This window comes from Acutalibacter caecimuris, from assembly GCF_034335085.1.
GTDB classification, from domain to species: domain Bacteria; phylum Bacillota; class Clostridia; order Oscillospirales; family Acutalibacteraceae; genus Acutalibacter; species Acutalibacter caecimuris.
Map to the genome: position 1 here is coordinate 1 of NZ_JAWXXJ010000012.1, position 19,658 is coordinate 19,658.

19 protein-coding genes, 1 other RNA gene and 1 pseudogene are annotated in these 19,658 nt (G+C 46.9%); 8 read left to right on the forward strand and 13 right to left on the reverse strand.

Annotation, left to right across the window (positions count from 1 at the left end; translation table 11 throughout):
* The 6 genes and pseudogenes from U8U01_RS08435 to U8U01_RS08460 form a co-directional block, all read left to right on the forward strand.
* A pseudogene (locus U8U01_RS08435) lies at nt 1-100 on the forward strand (IS5/IS1182 family transposase); the annotation flags it as partial.
* A gap of 128 nt (nt 101-228) precedes the next feature.
* Nucleotides 229-432, forward strand: a complete 204-nt coding sequence (locus U8U01_RS08440) for a DUF1858 domain-containing protein (RefSeq protein ID WP_322173316.1) — start codon at nt 229-231, stop codon at nt 430-432.
* Between the two features lie 80 nt (nt 433-512).
* Nucleotides 513-1,238 (forward strand): class I SAM-dependent methyltransferase, encoded by a 726-nt coding sequence (locus U8U01_RS08445; RefSeq protein WP_322173318.1) that lies wholly within the window; start codon nt 513-515, stop codon nt 1,236-1,238.
* A complete protein-coding gene (locus U8U01_RS08450; protein WP_322173320.1) occupies nt 1,222-1,995 on the forward strand; it encodes a Nif3-like dinuclear metal center hexameric protein in 774 nt (257 codons plus the stop codon). Before U8U01_RS08445 ends, U8U01_RS08450 begins: the two co-directional genes overlap by 17 nt.
* Nucleotides 1,996-2,009: 14 nt before the next feature.
* Nucleotides 2,010-2,483 (forward strand): GNAT family N-acetyltransferase, encoded by a 474-nt coding sequence (locus U8U01_RS08455; RefSeq protein WP_322173321.1) that lies wholly within the window; start codon nt 2,010-2,012, stop codon nt 2,481-2,483.
* Between the two features lie 18 nt (nt 2,484-2,501).
* Complete coding sequence (locus tag U8U01_RS08460; protein ID WP_322173323.1) at nt 2,502-4,238, forward strand: Rqc2 family fibronectin-binding protein; 1,737 nt, start codon at nt 2,502-2,504, stop codon at nt 4,236-4,238.
* Between the two features lie 157 nt (nt 4,239-4,395).
* On the opposite strand, the gene U8U01_RS08465 is transcribed toward U8U01_RS08460, so the two are convergent.
* Nucleotides 4,396-5,676: a bifunctional folylpolyglutamate synthase/dihydrofolate synthase gene (locus U8U01_RS08465; protein WP_322173325.1), complete on the reverse strand. Its 1,281-nt coding sequence runs from the start codon at nt 5,674-5,676 to the stop codon at nt 4,396-4,398.
* A 166-nt stretch (nt 5,677-5,842) separates the two neighbouring features.
* Here U8U01_RS08465 and U8U01_RS08470 point away from each other — a divergent pair, with 166 nt between their 5' ends.
* Nucleotides 5,843-7,759: a flagellar assembly protein A gene (locus U8U01_RS08470; protein ID WP_322173327.1), complete on the forward strand. Its 1,917-nt coding sequence runs from the start codon at nt 5,843-5,845 to the stop codon at nt 7,757-7,759.
* A 59-nt stretch (nt 7,760-7,818) separates the two neighbouring features.
* Here the strand turns inward: U8U01_RS08470 and U8U01_RS08475 are convergent, their stop codons facing one another.
* From U8U01_RS08475 to U8U01_RS08525, 11 genes are all read right to left on the reverse strand, one after another.
* A complete protein-coding gene (locus tag U8U01_RS08475) occupies nt 7,819-10,512 on the reverse strand; it encodes an FtsK/SpoIIIE family DNA translocase (protein WP_322173329.1) in 2,694 nt (897 codons plus the stop codon).
* 35 nt (nt 10,513-10,547) lie between these two features.
* A complete protein-coding gene (locus U8U01_RS08480; RefSeq protein WP_322173331.1) occupies nt 10,548-11,495 on the reverse strand; it encodes an undecaprenyl-diphosphate phosphatase in 948 nt (315 codons plus the stop codon).
* 66 nt (nt 11,496-11,561) lie between these two features.
* Nucleotides 11,562-12,344 carry a ClpP family protease gene (locus tag U8U01_RS08485; RefSeq protein ID WP_322173332.1) on the reverse strand — a complete coding sequence of 261 codons (783 nt, stop codon included), beginning with the start codon at nt 12,342-12,344 and terminating at the stop codon, nt 11,562-11,564.
* Between the two features lie 217 nt (nt 12,345-12,561).
* Complete coding sequence (locus U8U01_RS08490; protein ID WP_322173333.1) at nt 12,562-13,134, reverse strand: SpoIIIAH-like family protein; 573 nt, start codon at nt 13,132-13,134, stop codon at nt 12,562-12,564.
* A gap of 38 nt (nt 13,135-13,172) precedes the next feature.
* Nucleotides 13,173-13,715 carry a SpoIIIAG-related protein gene (locus U8U01_RS08495; protein WP_322173335.1) on the reverse strand — a complete coding sequence of 181 codons (543 nt, stop codon included), beginning with the start codon at nt 13,713-13,715 and terminating at the stop codon, nt 13,173-13,175.
* Entirely contained in the window at nt 13,705-14,175 is a 471-nt protein-coding gene (locus tag U8U01_RS08500; RefSeq protein WP_322173337.1) for a hypothetical protein, read from the reverse strand. Before U8U01_RS08500 ends, U8U01_RS08495 begins: the two co-directional genes overlap by 11 nt.
* Before the next feature lie 57 nt (nt 14,176-14,232).
* Complete coding sequence (locus U8U01_RS08505) at nt 14,233-15,336, reverse strand: stage III sporulation protein AE (RefSeq protein WP_322173339.1); 1,104 nt, start codon at nt 15,334-15,336, stop codon at nt 14,233-14,235.
* On the reverse strand, nt 15,333-15,731 hold the full coding sequence (locus tag U8U01_RS08510; protein ID WP_322173340.1) for a SpoIIIAC/SpoIIIAD family protein: 399 nt from the start codon (nt 15,729-15,731) through the stop codon (nt 15,333-15,335). Before U8U01_RS08510 ends, U8U01_RS08505 begins: the two co-directional genes overlap by 4 nt.
* Nucleotides 15,728-15,922, reverse strand: a complete 195-nt coding sequence (gene spoIIIAC, locus U8U01_RS08515; protein WP_322173341.1) for a stage III sporulation protein AC — start codon at nt 15,920-15,922, stop codon at nt 15,728-15,730. The genes U8U01_RS08510 and spoIIIAC overlap by 4 nt, the downstream gene beginning before the upstream one ends.
* Nucleotides 15,923-15,959: 37 nt before the next feature.
* Nucleotides 15,960-16,436, reverse strand: a complete 477-nt coding sequence (locus U8U01_RS08520) for a stage III sporulation protein AB (protein ID WP_322173343.1) — start codon at nt 16,434-16,436, stop codon at nt 15,960-15,962.
* Nucleotides 16,436-17,368, reverse strand: a complete 933-nt coding sequence (locus U8U01_RS08525; RefSeq protein ID WP_322173344.1) for a stage III sporulation protein AA — start codon at nt 17,366-17,368, stop codon at nt 16,436-16,438. Before U8U01_RS08525 ends, U8U01_RS08520 begins: the two co-directional genes overlap by 1 nt.
* A 254-nt stretch (nt 17,369-17,622) precedes the next feature.
* Here U8U01_RS08525 and U8U01_RS08530 point away from each other — a divergent pair, with 254 nt between their 5' ends.
* Nucleotides 17,623-19,191 (forward strand): carboxylesterase/lipase family protein, encoded by a 1,569-nt coding sequence (locus U8U01_RS08530; RefSeq protein WP_322173346.1) that lies wholly within the window; start codon nt 17,623-17,625, stop codon nt 19,189-19,191.
* A gap of 72 nt (nt 19,192-19,263) precedes the next feature.
* Here the strand turns inward: U8U01_RS08530 and rnpB are convergent.
* Nucleotides 19,264-19,637: RNase P RNA component class A (rnpB, locus tag U8U01_RS08535), an RNA gene on the reverse strand.
* Between the last annotated feature and the right edge of the window lie 21 nt (nt 19,638-19,658).

Sequence of the window (19,658 nt, forward strand, 5' to 3'; positions counted from 1 at the left end):
TTGGAGAGGTATTGCTACTCGTTATGCCAAAACCTCGGATGCTTTTATCGCCGCGGTACACGTCCGTTGTATCGCCATTTGGGCTGCTATCCGCACTTAATTCGTGTAGACACTATCTAAAACCCTCACAAAATAATTTTTTTCATCCAGGTATTGCATAGTTGTTGAAAGGGTATTATAATGGTAGAGAACAGGTGCTTATGCATCGGAAAATGGAGGAATATTAATATGGCAACTATAACAAAAGATACCATTATTGGTGAGATCCTTGACTTGGACCAGTCTACTGCCCCCTTCTTCCTGGAAATGGGTATGCACTGCTTGGGCTGTCCTTCTGCGCGTGGCGAAACTTTGGAGCAGGCCTGTGCAGTCCATGGTGTAGATGCCGATGAGTTGGTCAGCAAGATTAACGAGCATCTCGGCAACAAGTAATTTGTTTGATTTGGGCCAGAAGCCGCACGGTATAGGGGCTTGTTCCCTGTGCCGGGCGGCATGGTTTTTAGGAGGAACCTATGGCAACTTCATCTCGGCCGCTTTATACGCTCAGCCCGCGGTTAGCGGCTTGTGCTGCGTTAGTTAGACCTGGCCGGGCGATGATCGACGTGGGTACTGACCACGCCTATCTGCCCATATGGCTGCTGAAGACCGAAAGTATCTGCCGTGCTGTTGCCTGTGACATAAACCCTGGCCCGCTGGATACTGCCTTCCGCCATGCGCAACGATACCAGGTGCAAGAAAAACTGCGGTTAGTCCTCAGCGATGGCCTACGGGAGTTGACATCAAAAGATGGGGACGATATTGTCATAGCCGGTATGGGCGGAGAGTTGATCCTACGAATCATTCAAGAAACGTCCTGGTTGCTTTCCCCAGAAAAACGGTTAATCCTACAACCCATGTCGATGGTAGGGCCACTTCGATTGGGGCTGGCAAAATTGGGCTTTCAAGTGCAAGATGAGTCCGCAGTAATTGATGCAGGCAAGGTATACTCTGCATTTTCGGCAGAGTATACAGGGAAAGAAATCCCAGTCAACCATCTCTACCCTTATATGGGACAACTTCAGCCTGGCTCATTTACCGCAAAGCAATATGCACATAAAACCCTGCGCGGTATTAGAGGCCTTTTACAAGGTGCGGAGCATACAGGTGACTTGCAAACAGTACGGGAACTGCGGAAGATAATAGACGAAATCACTAAGAAGTACATTTTACCAGGAGATAACTATGGCGAGAATCTGTGACATATACGATGTAATTAATGCGGTAGCGCCCTTCGAGAGCCAGCTAAGTTTTGACAACTCTGGCCTATTAGTAGGAGATGCCGCCACGCAAGTAACCCGCGCCCTATTGTGTCTTGATATTACTGAGGCCGTGATAGAAGAGGCAACTGGCATCAACGCTAACCTGATTATTAGTCACCATCCAGTAATTTTTAACCCTATAAAATCATTAAACAGTCTTGATGCCGCGTATTTGCTGGCAAAACGAGGCATGGCCGCTTTATGCTGTCACACCAACCTAGACCTCTCCCCTATCTGTGGGGTAAATGTAGCCCTTGCTAGCCGATTAGGGTTAAGAAATGTTCGACAGGAAAATGTCTTTGGAGAAGAAAGTATACTGTTTTCTGGTGACGTGGAAACGCCTTGTGAGCCGGTGGAATTTGCGCAGCTAGTAAAAAAGCGCTTGCGTGTAAGCACCGTGCAGCTCATCCCCGGTAATAGCACAATCCAGCGTGTATTTCTTTGCAGTGGTGCAGGCGGTAATGAAATACAACATACTGCCTGTCGTGGCGGGGATGCCTTTGTTACCGGGGAGTTACGCCATCATGAGGCTATAACCGCTGTGAAAACGGGGCTTACCTGTATAGCAGCCGGGCATTATGAAACTGAAGTCATTTTCCGGGAATTTCTAGCAGAGTATTTGAAAAAACGCATTACGGATACTGCTTTCCTCATCAGTAAGGCAGAACATAGCCCCTTTGAAATGATATCTTTGTAATGGAGGGCAGGCGCATGACAATTATCCCCGCTACACGTAGTGACCTACCGGCGATTAGAAAACTCTATGAAGAGTTAAATGCCTGTATGGCGGCCTTGCAGCACAATAACTTCCGTCCTGCCCAGCAAAATGAGGATTTTATCCTTTCCATGCTCGCGGATGAAAGCAGTGATTTCCTGACAGCTAAAACAGAAACAGGTGCTATGATGGGTTTTGCCCTTGTGCAAGCAAAAGTCACTCCACCGCACCCCAGCTTTATTCCTCGCGCATATACCTACTTAATGGATATTGTTGTTACAGAATCATGCAGAAGACAAGGTGTAGGATACGCGCTACTGGAAGAAGTAATGCGGTGGGCACAAGGAAGGGGCTCAGAATTTATAGAACTTGGAGTATTGAGTGAAAACTCGGCTGCCATTAAAGTGTATGAAAAATTTGGTTTTGCGGAACGCCGGAAGATAATGGAGTTTGATTTGACACAGAACTGACGTGGAAAGGAACATATCATGGCACTGGACGGAGCATTTTTACGCCATATAAAGAAAGAATTAGAAGGAAAACTATTGGGGGCACGGGTGGATAAGATTCATCAGCCCAATCGCGAAGAACTGGTAGTAGCCTTCCGCAGCCGAGAAGGCGCAGAAAAGGTTTTGTTTTCTGCGCGTGCTAACAGCGCCCGCGTCCATCTGTCAAAGATGGCTTTGGAAAATCCCAAGCAGCCTCCTATGCTCTGTATGTTGCTACGCAAAAAACTGCAGGGCGCTAAGTTGACTGCCATTCACCAACCAGAATTGGAACGGCTGCTGCATTTTGATTTTGACACAGTAAATGAACTGGGTGACCATGTTACGTTGACCCTTACAATAGAAATTATGGGCCGGTATAGCAATATTATCCTGATAGGGCCAGATGGTAAAGTAATTGATGCCTTAAAGCGGGTGGATGCCGAAATGAGTTCTCAGCGTCTGGTATTGCCGGGACTCACTTATCAACTTCCTCCCCCACAGGATAAACTCTGTATGTTAACCGCCACCTCTGCTATGCTAATTGCCGCCCTAAAGGCCTTGCCCCGTGATATGGAACTTTCCAAAGGCTTGTTAGGGGTATTACAAGGTGTATCGCCTGTTGTCTGTCGAGAAATTGCCCATCGGGTTGGTCGTGGGCAGGAACTTACGGTAAAGACAATGGATGAGGAACAATACTTTCGGTTAGGATTCTTTTACCAGAAGTGGCGGGAAACTGTAACGGAAATCTCCGGCCAGCCGTATATGGCTGTAAATATGCAAAAAAAGCCTATAGATTTTTCTTTTACAGATATTCAACAGTACGGAACCTCTGCTGTGATACGGCAAGGCGGAAGTTTTTCACAAATGCTGGATGAATTTTATTGGGAACGGGATACGTTAGAACGTATGAGGGTTCGCGAACAAGATTTATTGCGGTTGCTCTCTACCCACTCTGAACGGCTTGCCAGAAAAATCAATGCACAAAAAGCAGAACTGGAACAGTGTGGCCAACGAGAAAACCTGCGGATAGCTGGTGATCTCTTAAGCGCAAACCTATATAGCTTGAACAAAGGAAACGACAGCGTAGAGTTAGTCAATTTTTACGAAGAAACTCAGCCTCTGGTTAAGATAAAACTTGACCCTTCTCTGACACCCAACCAAAATGCACAAAAGTACTATAAAGAATACCGCAAAGCAAAAACAGCAGAAGAAAAACTTACTGAGCAAATTGATCTGGCCGGGAGGGATTTGATATATCTGGACTCTGTTTTAGATGCTCTAGCTAGGGCTGAAACAGAACGAGATTTGGCTGAAATACGCACAGAGCTGAAGGAACAGGGATACATCCGTGTCAATCGGAATAAAAAAGAGAAAGCGACTGTAGTGAGCGAACCTTTGCGTTTTACTGTATCAGATAATTTCACTGTGCTTGTTGGCAGAAATAACCGCCAAAATGACCGGCTGACACTAAAAACCGCTAACAATAATGATCTTTGGTTTCACACCAAAAACATACCTGGCGCCCATACCGTGTTGGTTACAGAAGGCCGTAATCCCTCTGCTGCTGCTATGGAAGACGCCGCAAAACTAGCCGCCAAGCATAGCAAAGCAAAGGATTCCGCTCAAGTACCGGTCGATTATACTCAAATACGTCATGTAAGTAAACCACAAGGTGGACGGCCAGGCATGGTAATTTACGTAAATCAAAAAACAATATTTGTTAACCCAACAGAATGATTGATATCTGCATATATTTATCAACCGAGGCCGAGCAACATATATGGGACATTTATGCTATGTGCAGATAAAAAGCCTCCCCATTTTAGAGGAAAGCTTTTTTGTACTAAATTTTCAGTATTGGACACCGAATGGGCATCTTCCCTACTCCGTGTATTTAACGAAACTGCCTATACAGCATATCGCGGATTTCGCTCGCTAAATAGAATGAACCGCAAACAATTAGCGCCTCGCTCCTTTCAAGTCCATCAAATGCCATATCTACCGCTTGTGCACAACTTTTTGCCTGTAAAACATTGGGGCAAAAACGGCTAGCAATTTTTGCAAGCTCCTCAGCAGCAAGGGCGCGTGGACTATCCGGCGTCACGGCTATAATCTTTTGGAACATCGGTCCAATCAGTGAAAGTGCAGCCGTACTATCTTTATCTGCCAGCATCCCGATGATTGCGATACGGTGCCCAGGCACAAAACGTTTTAGGGCATCCCTTAGCACCTTTGCACAGCCAGGATTATGCCCACCATCTAGCAGGCATAAGGGCTGCTGTGCGATGATCTCCATTCTGGCTGGGATAAAGGCCTGGGAAAAGCCTTTATCCAGCGCGTTTTCAGAGATTGCAAAACCCTTCTGCCGAAGGATATCAATCATTTCCAGTGCCACAGCAGCATTCTTTATTTGATGTTCTCCAAGGAATGGCATATGCAGTTTTAAACCGCCTATCTCCATATCCGTACCACTAATATCTGTACGCAGGACTTGTATGTGTGTCAGATCTGGCATATGCAGTTCAGCGCCGCATTTCTGGCAGGTATCTTGAATAATTGCATGAACGCTGGGCTCTTGCTCTGGGTAGAGTACAACACATCCCCCTTCTTTAATAATACCTGCTTTTTCCTGGGCGATCTGCTCTACCGTATTGCCCAGCCAGGCAGTGTGATCGAGAGAAATCGACATTATTGTCGCGACTTCTGGAGTTTTTATTACATTGGTAGCGTCGTATCGCCCTCCCATGCCTACCTCCATTACCGCAATGTCACACTTTTCTTTTGCAAACCAATGAAACGCAATGGCTGTCACCAGTTCAAATTCTGAAACAGGGATACCGCGTGCATCCAAACGTTCGACAGCGGGCCAGATTACCTCGACCTCTTTCGCAAGTTCCTCCTCACTTATCATCTTTCCGTCTATCTGAAAGCGTTCTCGAAAATTCAACACATAAGGCGAAATGTTTTTGCCAGTTTTGTACCCCGCCTTCTGTAATATACTGGCAGTCAAGGTGCAGACGGTTCCCTTTCCATTTGTTCCACATATATGTACATATTTCAGCTTGTCTTGTGGATTGTCTAACTCTTTCAGCAACGCAGTAATACGTTCTAGCCCAGGGTTCATACCAAATAATAAGCGGGAATCAATTTTAGAAACGGCTTCCTGATAAGTCATCCTTTTACATCCTTTCGCTCTTTTCCAGCAAATTTATAGCTGGTGGTTTATTTACAAGACACGCAATACCTAACCACATTACTATCCTGTGATATTATAGCACAGCATAATTTATGGGTCAAGACTTGTAACGTGTCTACCGATAGGATCCGGGCTTAAGTGTGCTATGAATAAATGTTTTATCACAACTGAAACTTTTTTATCCAATCTGAAATTTTTGCTTGTCAAAACCCTGCTTTCAGAATATAATAGAGGAAAGAATACACTGCACTTAGATCTCATCAGGAAAGCGAGGCGTAATCACATGGCCGATTCCCCTTCTTTTTTCAGAAAAATCTTTAGGTTCCGTTTTAGACGGCATAAGAAAAAGATTTCCGTACAACCTGGTACATCCGATCATCCTCGTCCACGTCTAGAGCATTCCACGGACAAGCCTCTGAAGTTAGCGGCAAGCCAACAGCCTGTAAAACCACCGCCAGACCCCTATGCTGTCGTTCTGCCTGTTGACCATGCCCTTCATCAGTTGTGGCGCTTACGCCGGAACCAGGCAGGATGGATGCCCTCACCAGAACTGCGACTGCTTGACCCAGACAGTGACTCTCAACCTATTTCCCCAGCAGATGCTTTAAGTGAAACACAGAAACTGATAACTTCTTTGACTGTTTCCGCAGGCGCGCGGTTGGCCGCTGCCACACCAAAAGAAATTTCAGAACAAGAAGATCCAGCGCTAATACATCTAAATGCACAAGCTAACTTGTATGTTGCATCTGATCGGCTTAGTGCATGGCTAATCCTTTATCCACCAGTAGGCGACGGACAGGAGTTGTCTACTGGAGAATTGCTCAGTGCGATCGGTGCCGCGGGCGTAACTTTTGGGGTTGATCATAATTTTGTTTCCTCCATCCCTAATCTTGAGAATCGCTATTTCCATCTTTTTCATATAGCACAGGGCCAACCGGCAATACCTGGTAAGGACGGTACAATTACTGATCTCTTCCCACGGGAGGCGCAGCGGAAATTTCCTGTAGATGAATTCAATCGTGTGGATTTTACCGCCTCTACATCCACGCAAAATGTAGAAAAGGATCAGGTTATCTGCCATATTGCCCCTCCTACTCCCGGAACGCCAGGGCGTACAGTTACAGACAGCTCTATCCCTACGCGTGATGGCATACCGGCAGTGCCTCCTATGGGGCGTAATACCTTGCTAAACGAAGACGGTTCTGCACTGATTGCTGGCCGGGCAGGTGGGCTTGAGTTTTCCGGCCGGGCTTTTCAGGTTAATCCCATGCTGGATATTGCTGGAAATGTAGACTATTCTACCGGAAATATAAATTTTCTGGGTGATGTCCATATCCATGGCGATGTATGCAGTGGTTTTACTGTACGGGCTATGGGTAATATTAAGGTGGATGGCGTAGTGGAGTCCTGTACTATTGAGGCAGGCGGTGATGTGGTTCTTACCAAAGGTGTACAGGGTAATAACCAGGCCGTTATTCGCTCGCATCGGGACATTTTTGCTAAGTTTTTAGAGAATTGCAGTGTTCATGTAAAAGAAAACCTGCACAGCGAGTGTATCATTGGTTGCGAGGTATATTGCGATGCCGCCGTCTATGCCCAAAGTGGTAGAGGTGTTATTATTGGCGGCAAAGTCCGGGCTGCCCGCGAAGTCGGCGCTAACACCGTTGGTTCCAAGACTGAGGTACGCACTTCTATTGTGTTAGGGGGACTACCCTGCGAAGACTTTGAAAAGGCCCTACTTACAGAAGAAATCACTCAATTAGAAGAACGGCTGAAGGATATGGAACGCCAACCGGAAAGCCCATCAAAACTCTCGCGTATGTCAAAACTTCGGATGCAAATTTCTGTGAATAAACTAAAGCTAAATCAGTACCTAAAAAATCAAACAGAATCAGGAAATGAGTTAGAAAATCTGGAGAATCGTTTAGCATCACGGCTTACCTTTGGTATTGCCTACCCAGGTACACGCGTCCGAATCAATGATTCAAGGCTGAAGATTACCCAAGAAACCCGCCATAGTTCAGCCATGCTTATTAACGGTGAGGTTAAGCTAGTCAGTTAAATCTTTTCTCAAATCTATGCAAAGAAACAGGCAGTCCAAACGGATTGCCTGTTTCTTTTTCACTCCTCTTTTGGAGTATCCGGTTTTTGCATATTCCTTTCTAACCATTGTGTGTATGTCATCAAGACTTGCCGCGGCTTTGAACCCTCATGTGGTCCAACAATCCCCAGTTGCTCCATCTCATCAATCAAACGGCCAGCACGTGCATAGCCGAGCCGCAAGCGCCGTTGCAAAAGCGAAGTGCTGGCTTGGCCAGCCTCCACTACAACTTTAATGGCTTCATCCATCATAGGGTCTACTTCTCCCCCACTTGGCTCATCCCCGGTTTTTCCATTATCAGCGTTGGCAGCATTACGTTCTATCTCTTCGATCACTTGCTCATCATAGTCGATGGACTTGGTCTTTTTCACAAATTGTACAATGGATGAAATTTCGTCATCGCTAACATAACAACCCTGTACCCGAATAGGTTTATTGCTGCCTACAGGCGCAAAAAGCATATCCCCATTACCCAACAGCTTGTCTGCCCCGACTGTATCAATAATGGTACGGGAGTCTACCGCCGTAGACACGGTTAGCGCTATGCGGCTAGGGATATTTGCTTTGATCAACCCCGTAACTACATCAACGGAAGGCCGCTGCGTTGCTACCACCAAATGCATTCCGGCAGCACGGGCCAGTTGGGCCAACCGACAGATAGAGTCCTCAACCTCTTTAGGGGCTGCCATCATCAAGTCCGCTAACTCGTCAATGATTATAACAATTTGCGGCATGGCAGGCATAGGTTGGCCATTTTCATCTTCATAGTTCTGTGCCTCAGCCAGGTTGTTATAACCTTCCAGGTTACGTACATTGTTCTCAGAAAAAATCTTATAGCGTTTCATCATCTCATTAACAGCCCATCCCAACGCACCAGAGGCTTTGTGCGGGTCAGTAACAACAGGTACCAACATATGGGGCAAGCCATTGTACTCGGTAAGTTCTACGGCTTTGGGGTCAATCATCAAAAAACGCACTTGATCAGGTGTAGCTTTATAAAGCATACTAATAATAAGCGAGTTGATGCACACGGATTTACCAGAACCAGTAGTACCGGCAATTAATATGTGTGGCATCCGTGCCAGATCCGCCACCACGGGCTGGCCTGCAATATCCCTGCCTAGTGCTACAGATAGTTTTCCTTTAGATGTCTGGAAGGCATTTGATTGAATCAAATCTCGCATACGCACAGAACTACGTGCGCGATTAGGAACCTCAATACCCACCGCCGCCTTACCTGGGATTGGCGCCTCTATCCGCACGCCGGTAGCCGCCAAGTTCAATGCAAGGTCATCTGAAAGATTTGTGATCTTGCTGATCTTTACACCAGCAGCCGGCTGGATTTCATATCGTGTAACCGATGGACCCCGGCAAATATCTAAAATACGGGTCGACACACCAAAGCTATTCAAGGTATCTACCAGTGTTTTTCCGTTTGTCTGTAACTCCTCTGTTTCTTTGGCATGGTCGGCTTGGGGGCTAACTGCCAACATAGTTACAGGAGGGAAACAATAGGTGTTTTGCGTTTCTACAGCCTGATACTGCGCCAGTTGCTCTACCGTTGCTACAGCAGAAGTAGGTTTTAACTCCTGTTCCAGGCTCGTCTCGTTGAACAGGGGCATATCTTCATCGCTCCCCTGTTCTGGTTGGGACACAATCCCTGCGGCCTGTACAGGTATCGGAGGATTCTCCGATACTACAGGCGAAACTGGCAATTCCGGCTCCTGCGTTTCTTCGGAAACAGGTTCTGACTCAGAGGGGAGTTCCGGCACCGGCTCTGATTCGGGTTTTATGCCTGATGTTTCTGGTGTAATTCCAAACACTTCCTGTAACTTGTCCAGCTTTTCATTGCGCTGGTTGGTCTTTTTTCTGGGCTCTACAGGTGGAAACAACGATGCCATATCTACTGGTGTAGAACGTGCAGAAGAAGTTGGTTCTAATGGCACATCTATCCCCGTATTTGCCCTGTCCTGGGCTAAAATGTACCGTTCTTCTTCCCTACGCTGACGGGCATTCTGAATACCACCGCTCACTGCGTCCACTGGTTTTTTTATGGTGTGGAAGAGCCCAATCAATGTGGTACCGGTCAAAATCATCACGCTAACGAATAGCAATAGAAGAATGATGATTTTTGCTCCAGTTTTCCCTGCAACACCTAACAACAACTGCCCTAATAGACCACCAATCACACCGCCACCCACACCAGCATTGGTGCGGTAAAGAGCTGATATGTAGTCAAAAAAGGATAAACCGTCTGAAATCTTTGCACCGCCAAAAATGAAACCGGTAGCGCAAAATAGCACGATGATTACTGCTGTCAGCCAAACCTTACCACTCATGGAGCCAGTAGGCCTATCTAGTGTTGTGATGACTGCCACATAGATCATCAATACTGGCCAAAGCACCGCCCAGCCTCCAAAAATGCCTAAAATAGCATTATGGGCCCATTTCCAAAGGCTATCTCCTTCAATAAGCGCCAAACAGCCTAGAAAAATAGCACACGCAAAAAGCACGACCGCTCTTACTTGGTTTCTTTGCCTGATTTCCGCAGCCGTTGGCTTTATGGTTCTACTTTTACTGCTAGTACTCCGTTTGGCTCCTCCAGAAGTATTTTTTTTCGCCCCTGAGGGGTTTCTCTTCTGCCCGGAACTGTTTTCACCAGTTCTTCGTCTTGCAGTAGGTTGTTTTGCCTCCGCTTTTTTCTGCTCCGCCACCTAGATTCCTCCCCCGTCCTCAATAAATATCCTATTTACAGTAAGGGCTTACCGGTAAACAGGTTTATCCCCTGTACATACTCTATAATGCCAATGATCGTTACCGCTAATCCGGCCAGTAGGGTATAAATAGCAAAGATGCTTAGCTTGTTAGTGGTAACAATCCATTTCAGTAGTTTGATAGCCAAAAATCCAACTACTGCCGCAGTAACAACGCCAACAACCAAAGGTATAGCGCCGATACTCTCCCCTGCTGTCCCCACATCCTTTAAGGAAAGCAGCGCTGCCGCAGCAATAGATGGTATGCCAAGCACGAAAGAGTAATCCAACGCAGATTGCTGTGTGACACCCCGCATAAGCCCGACCGACATGGTAGAACCGGAACGAGAGAGCCCTGGGAAAATAGCTGCCAAACATTGAGTAATACCAATAATGACTGAATCCCCTACGGTTAAAGAATCCCGTCCAACAGCACCTCCCTTTGCCCAGTGACGCCCTGTACCATGCGATTGAAGGCTACCGTTCTTGTTGGCCCATATTCCCAAAAATAGAAGGGCACTGGTAGCAAGCAGCGCAACACCCTCTGTGATAATGCCAGCGTCAGATGCTAGCTGTTCTGAGAAATCTTTTACCTTCATATCCGTACCCGGTACAGGTAAGAATAAGAGGAATAGAGGTAAAAGCCCTATCACCAGCATAAAGATGAGCCGACGGTCTGCGTTCATCCCACTCCACCGAAAACGGCCTCTAAATAGGTCGCCCAGCAAAGAAAAGAACTCTTTCAGCAATCGCCAAATCAACCCCCGGTATACGAACACTACAGCAATAAGTGTCCCCAAATGTAACATAACATCAAATAAAATACCCGGAAGTTCAATTCCGAACATATGTTGAGAAATTGAAAGATGCCCTGAACTGGAAACTGGTAAAAATTCTGTGGCACCTTGTATTACACCTTGGAAAATTGCGTCAAGTATAGTCATACTATCTCCTTATGTATAGCAGCTTGGTGCAGTTATAGCTGCTCCACGCTGCCGAATTACCCTCGATTAAGAGGCTGTCTTTCTTCTGCCAGAGGCAGGCTTACGTTTCTTTTTCTTTTCTTTGTCTATCATATGGTTTAGGCAATCCATCGCATCAGAAAGAGAACCCAACGCATCAATAAGCCCCTCTTCCACTGCGTCGGGGCCGTCCAGCACACTCCCTACGTCCATCACTAGCTCCTGGGTATTCATGGCAAGGGTCGTGAAACGTTCCTTCGTAATATTGGAATTTTGTGTGACAAAGTTGGTAATCCGATCCTGCATCCGTTGAAAATACTCTAAAGTCTGTGGAATACCCAGCACCAACCCGTTCATCCGCACTGGATGGATGGTCATAGACGCAGATTCGGCAATGAACGAACGCTTTGCTGCCACTGCCAAAGGAACACCAATAGAATGCCCTCCTCCTAGTACCAGTGAAACAGTAGGTTTTTTCATACCGGCCACTAACTCTGCCAACGCAAGACCAGCCTCTACGTCACCACCAACAGTATTGAGCAGCATAAGTAGCCCATCCACTTCTGGATCCTCCTCCACTGCCACAATCTGAGGAATAACATGTTCATATTTCGTGGTTTTGTTCTGTGAAGGAGAGATATAATGTCCCTCAATCTGGCCAATAATAGTAAGGCAATGGATGGTATGGCCGTGGTTGTGTGTAACGACTGAGCCGCTTTCATTGATTTGTTTCTGCTGTTGATCATAGCCGTCCTGCACAGGCACATTCTGTTCCTCATCGGAGTTTTTCAATGCCTTTATCTGATTCTTTTTTGTGGTCACTTTTTTCATAACACAGCACACTCCTTTCATAGAGAGTGTGCCCATTCCTGGCTGGATGATACTATCATGTCATGAAAACAATATGATAAAAGTAATTATACCACTTTTTCCTCTTTTCGGCAACCCCAGTAATGTATGTTAAAAATTTATTAAGAAACTTGCGCTGTGTACTCTGGGGGCAGAACAAAAACCCCACGCCCCATCATAGGGGTGCGGGGTTTTCTGATTATTTGCTTGATCCAATAATAATGATTTTTTCTGCCGAAAAGCCAGTCTGCTCCATCACTACCTCTTGTACTACCAACATATCACTATCTTTTAAGTCGCCAGAAACGACTACGCTGCACTGGTTATCTGCAACGTACGCTACACACTCTTCATAGCCCTTCGCCTTAAGTAATCCCTCAATATTTGTTTCCGTTAGGATATTCTGGGCTAGAGCCGAGGCTTGCTCAACTGCTGCTTTTTTCTCATCGCTGTCTGCCTCCGTATCTGCAAGCACATTATCCAACAACTCCAGTGCCTCATCACGAGAAGTCTGCCGGTCCAACCGGGCTTGGGCAAAAGAATTTGTTGTTGTATTTACTTGAGTAGAGTCTTGAAGATTATCTGAAACAGTTTCCACATAAGCATTATTCACCAACTGGGCGGCCCCAAGTTTACTGGATGTATCCCCCGTGTCCTCCCCAACCGGCAGTTTATTTGTACCGGCAAACTGCCAATTTAAATATACTGCCGCTCCTAGTGCCAGTACCAGAGATGCCAATACTAGTTGTTTCCTGCCAAATTTGCTTGTCATAAGTATGATCACCCTTCTTCGATTATAAATTTATATTACTATCCGCCCTCCACCACGCATACCCGTGTAGAGGATACCCCCAAAGCGGTGCGGGCGGCGTTTACCAATTTCTCTCTGACTACCGGGTTAGTTGCAGCCTTGCTAACGATAACAACCCCCTTTACTTTAGGCTGTTCCCGATTCAGGGATAGCCCCTGTTGGGCTCCCTCTTTATCCTCTAATATTACATATGTGCTCTCTTCTTCCCTCCCGCTTTCCTGACGATTGCTTTTCTTGTCTTCTGCGTAAAAGGTTCTCCCAGAGTTCTCTAGCGTTACCATTACTACTGGTGAAGGTTCACCAGTAACTGCCTTTACTACCCGCTGTAAGTCTTCCTCTAATTGCTGCTGGGTTGCCGCTGTGCTGGCCTCTTGCACCGTATTATCCAACCGATCTGGTTCTTCTGTGGGATGCCCTGATGTAAATAATGAGGAAAGATAAATAAGTACAATCCCCCCCAGCCCCAGTAGGAAGATAATTCGGTTCACCTGTTTACCGATAATAGCTTTCTTTGCATATTCACATGCTTTTTTAAGTTCCATCTGTCTTTACCTCTATGGCTATGCTCTCTCCTAGTGCATTCAGGAGCAGTGCTTGGGCCCGTTGGGCATCGCTTTCAAAACGAAACTCTGCCGTAACCCTTGTTAATACTATGCGGTTATCTCCCGTTATATTGATGTCTGTTGTGATTTTTTTCGCCTCCAATCCGGCTGCACGCAACAACCCTTCCAGATAGTTTTCTGTTTCTTTTTGTGCTGCCCACTTATACTGGCTATCCACATATTCGTTCAATTCCTTATTTTGCCAGTCTTCAGTCCGTGATAGATTCAAGCCGTCCCATTCAACATGAAACAGAGCCGCCATGAGAGAAACCATCAGCACTAAAGCTATCAACGACTGGACGAAACTTAGCATCTTGTTTTTTGGACATAACTTACCGATTAGCCCAATGGCAATTAACACGCCGCAGACGGTTGCAGCATTTTCCATCATAACCGTCATGGTAATCACCATCCTTATATTTATTCCTTTGCGTTTTCTTTATACCAACACTTTCTTTTACCCTCCAGCCCCAGCAAAAATTATCGCGGCTGCACTAGCAATACATACGACACATATACTGGCAAGTATGGCAAGTATCATTTTCACCGTATTGGAAAATACACCCAATAGCCCACTAAATTGTGAAATTCCCAGTAACTCTCCAGACGTTTGTCCGGCTAGGCATATTGCCAACCACAGCAGGCATTCTATCATAACAGGGGCAAAGATACACAGTACAGCTAGAATTCCAAAAGCCCCTGCCCCCGACTTAACAATATGGATACTATTCTGTATAGCAGCCACGGCATCCCCCAGTGCGCCACCCACAATTGGCACACCTGTGGAAATAGCCAATTTGGCTGCCTTGTTTGTTGCTGCGTCCACCTGTGCATTTAATGCCGTTTGTACCGAAAGAACGCCTGTATAGATAGTTACTAATGTAACCAAGCTCCACTTACTCAGCGAATAGATCATTCCTGGCACCCGCGCCAACGGAGCCCCTGATATTACGGTTGCTATAGACAGGGCCAGATATATCCTCAACACTGGCAGAAGAAACCCGGTTGAAAGGACTGGCAGAATTTCGCCCGCCAGCATGGCCCAAAAGCTGTATCCACTCCCCACAGCCATCTGCCCTGCTGCCCCCAACAGACCGGCATATACGGGTACTGCCGCCCCTAAAAATGCCGCCGCTGTATCTGTAACACGTTGGCAAGTAGATATTAACCCTAACAATGGGCCTGATAAGATTACTCCACATACCAGTATCCCTATCTGTTCGGTCATACCATCCCCGTCCTCAAAACACTCACAAAGCCTGGCCAGGATTCCAACTGCGGTCAATGCCGCCAGCGATTTGGCAGGGGCAAACAGTGTATCTCGCACCATGCTGGAAATTGTGTCCCATATTCCTTCTCCAGATATTTCTTCCGTTACTACCCCGCTATCAACCCCTAATCCATCTAATAGGTTACGGGTATCTTGGTCGAGTTCGTTATACAGTCCCGACGTGCCACTCTGCTCATAAAGTTCATCCGCCGACGCATGGGGCGCCATATCCCCCATTAGAAACATCGACAACAAGGCCATAAGTCCAAATATCCATTTTTTCTTCCTCATAATTTTAAGATTTCTCCCAGATATCCAAATAATCGGGTCAGTAACGGCATGGCAACAGCTAAAGTAGCAACCTTAGCAGCTACTTCGATCCCATAGGCTATAGCCGACTCACCCGCATCTTTACATAAATGGACTGCTAACTGCCCAATCAATGTTAGCCCTACGGCCTTCAACATAGCGGTTAAACAAATCTCCTGTAAGCTTCCACTACCTGCCAGTCCCAGCAACTGTTCGACCAGTGGGCTGGCATTCTCCACGGCCATGTATATGATTAAAACCGTTGCTACAGTTGAAAGTAGCAGAGCATATTCCCGGTTGGATTTTTTTACCAACGTTCCCAATACAGCAGCACACAAGGCGCAGGCAGCTATCCCTAATAAAGCCTCGATACTCATAACTGGAACACATTTTTGATAGCCTGAAACAGGGCATCAATCTCCTGTATGATCATCATTAAAACTACGATAAGCCCGGCTAGCGTGGTCATCAAGGCTTGCTCCTCCCTGCCCGAACGGATCAACAACTGGTTAAGTACTGCCACAATGATGCCAATTGCTGCTATTCGGAATATGAGATCTACATCCACTGCTTTTTACCTCCCAGTCTTACATATACACTGCCCTTTACAGGATAACGATACAAACCGTCAGCCCGGCAAACAATCCCAGTGCAAGGTACAGCCGCCTTTTCTGTCCATATGCGTCCCTGGCCTCCTGTAGCCTGTCCCCAATCAACGCAAGATATAGCTGCAAATGCTCTTGTTGCCCTTGCGTATCGCTGGTTCCCAGATTTTGGGTAAACCCACTTAGCAAATCCTTGTCCTTCTGGCAGGTCAATATCTGATCTCCAGCCCAGGCCAGCGCACTGGCAGGGTCATCCGCAAAGCTTTCCCGTTCTATAGCTTTGCGGCAAAATAGACTGTCCCCAGCAGCAATCATCTCACTTAATGGGCGGGATGAGTAAGTAATCTCTGTAAGCATTTGACGAACCAGACAAAATAAGTCTGTTAGCCGTTCTACCCGGCGCTTTAAACTACCAGCCTGTTCTATTCCCCAGATTACTCCACTAAGTATCAAAAAGATTGCGCCTACTAGTTTCATTATCCCGCCCTACTTTCCCAACCCGCCAGCCGATTTGTCGTTTCAACTCGGTCAATCTGGCAAGGAAAGCTGCGGCCATAAAGGGTTACTATAGTTCCAAAGGCGCCGGTTTCTATTAGTTTGCGGCAAAGCGGGCGGCGGAACAACTCGTCCCTTCCCGCATGCACCGTAGCAATAATCCCTACCCCAGCGTATAAGGAACGGCGCACCGCCCCTAAGTCATCCGGAGATAGCTCATCGCAAAGAATTAGTTCCGGTGAAAGTGTACGCAAGGCTATATCCATTGCTTGAGGTTTGGGAAAGCCCTTTAGAACATCCGCACAAGGCCCCAAATCAAAACCACTGGAAATCTCTCCCCGGCTATCCAACACCGCTATCCGTAGGCAAGGCGCAAACCTACCAGTGGACAATGCCTGGGTAATATCCCTTAACAGTGTTGTCTTACCACTACCCGGCGCCCCAGCTATCAGTACCCCTTTCGAAAAGTCCACCCTATGTTGGTAAAGTTTGTCTGAACACCCCGGTACTTCCCGTGGAATCCGCAACACCATGGAAGTAATATCCCGCATTCCCTTGACACGGCCTTTTTCTAGTACCGCCGTGCCACAAATGCCAATTCTGCAACCATCTGCCTGTACATATCCATGCCGGATTTCCTCCTCATGGCTGAATACTGAGTGGCCGCATAGGTACAAGAAGGTTTCACGCAAATAGACAGGTGATACCATCGCCAGCCCTGATTCCAGTTTTTCGGTAACTCCTCCTTTCTCTCTTAAGAAGGAAACCCCTTCTCGTCCACACAGGCTTACAGGGTAACCACTTTTCAACCGTACATCACTAATGTTTGCTTTCAGGCTCTCCGGCAAAGCCAACAGCCTGTCCTGGTATAAAGGTATAAGCGATGCCACTTGGTTAAAACTTTCATATCTCATTTGGTTCACCGTCCTTCTGCTCTCATAATATGGTGGACTTGTTATAAATAGAACAAGCTCCTACCACATCGGCAAGAGCGATATAGCTTTATTGTAATTTGAGGGATTGCATACTGGCATCTCTTCCAGATAGAATAAGCCTACTATAGTTAAATTTGGTTTATCCATCAACTTTTTTTGTGTTCCCTCTTGCAAATCACCTGCAATTACTGTAAAATATAACCAGAAACTTCAAGAAGGGATGATGTTTTATTATGGCAAAGCAATTTGTGTGTTCTACCACCGAGCCGATTGTACAAACCAAAGCCGGTAAATTGCGTGGGTTTATCGTGGACGGAACCTATACCTTCCACGGTATCAAGTATGCCGATGCCAAGCGTTTCCAGCCCCCTACCCCGCCACAGTCCTGGCAAGGCGTACGGGATGCGCTCTCATATGGTTATGTTAGCCCGATGCTGGATCGAGAAACTGCACAAGGGGAAATTATGGTACCACACCGTTACTGGCCCAAAGATGAAAACTGTCAGTATCTGAACATATGGAGCCAGTCCATAGATCCGGCTGCCAAGAAACCCGTTATGGTGTGGCTCCATGGCGGTGGGTTCTCTGCAGGCTCTTCCATTGAACAAATTGCTTATGATGGTGAGAATCTTTCCAAATTTGGCGATGTGGTAGTTGTCACCTTAAACCACAGGCTAAATATTCTGGGTTATTTGGATCTCTCCCCCTATGGCGAAAAGTATAAGAATTCCGGTAATGCGGGTAATGCTGATTTGGTGGCCGCATTGGAGTGGGTGCGGGATAACATCGCAAACTTTGGCGGTGATCCAGACAACGTGACCATTTTCGGTCAGTCTGGTGGCGGCGCAAAGGTCTTTAATCTAATGCAAATTCCCAGCGCTGATGGGCTATTCCATAAGGGCATCATTATGAGCGGGGTATTTGATGGCATTTTAGAGGCTCAGCCGGATCGCGATAGCCGCCCGCTTATTGACGCTATGCTTGGATATCTAGGGTTAGCCGCTGCTGATATTGAACAATTGGAAACGGTTGCATACGAGAAATTGGCTGAGGCCTACAAGGCAGTAGCACCTGGAATTGCTCAGCAAGGCCACTACACGGGCAACGGCCCCATTGAAAATGATTTCTATGTGGGCGACCCTCGCAAGGTTGGTTTTACCGACCATGCCAAAACAATCCCTGTAATTATCGGTAGTGTCTTTGGTGAATTCGCCTTTGCCCCTGGCATCCCTCAAAAATATGACTTAACAGAAGAAGAGCAAATGGCGATGCTCCGTAAGCGGTTGAAGGATGGTACAGAGGAAGTTGCCAGGCTCTTTAAGGAGTGCTATCCAGAAAAGAACCTTACAGATGTACTTTCCCTAGATGCCATGTGCAGGGAAGCCAGCAAAGATTTTGCCAGAAAAAAAGGCGCACATCCTGAGGCTGCTACTTATTGCTACCTATTTAATTTTGAACTGCCCTTAGATGATGGACATCCTGCCTGGCACTGCGCTGATATCCCCTTCTTCTTCCATAACACAGATAAAGTGTTTATCTGCAACGTACCCGGTGTTTCTGATCTTCTAGAAGACCGCATGGCTGGCAGTTTTGTAAACTTCGCCAGGTATGGGGTGCCAAGCCATCCCTCCCTGCCTGCCTGGGCGCCTTGCACAGGTGATACGGTTGCCACTATGATTTTTGACCAGTCATGTTCCGTGCGCTACAATCATGATGATGCGCTATATAAAGCTTATCTACCGGTAGCACCCAATCCGTTTGCTCCACCGGAGGAAGGCGAGGATAAGGTATTCCTGCATTGATGATAGAGGTTTCCTATAAGATAGGCTAATTGCAAAAAGAAAGAAAACAGGGACGCAAAGTGCGTCCCTGTTTTTGTGACCAAGTCTATAAGCCGAGTTCTGTCTTGAGCAGTCATCTATCTTGGCCTACCGTTACCAATAGGCTCACGCCACCTCCACAGGCTGCGCGGGCCGCGCACATAGCCTGGCCTCAGCCAAACTATAATCCCTCCACGGTGTTGCTCCCGGATAGGGTTTACAGGGCCGCATAGTTTCCTATGCGCCGGTGAGCTCTTACCTCGCCTTTCCATCCTTACCCAAGCCCGCAGGCCAGGGCGGTATATCTCTGTTGCACTTTCCCTGGGGTCACCCCCGGCGGCGGTTAGCCGTTATCCTTGCCCTTGGGAGCTCGGACTTTCCTCAGACGCGGACTTTCGCCCTACGCCCGCAACTGCCCGGCTTGCTCACAACAAATATTGTAAGAGATT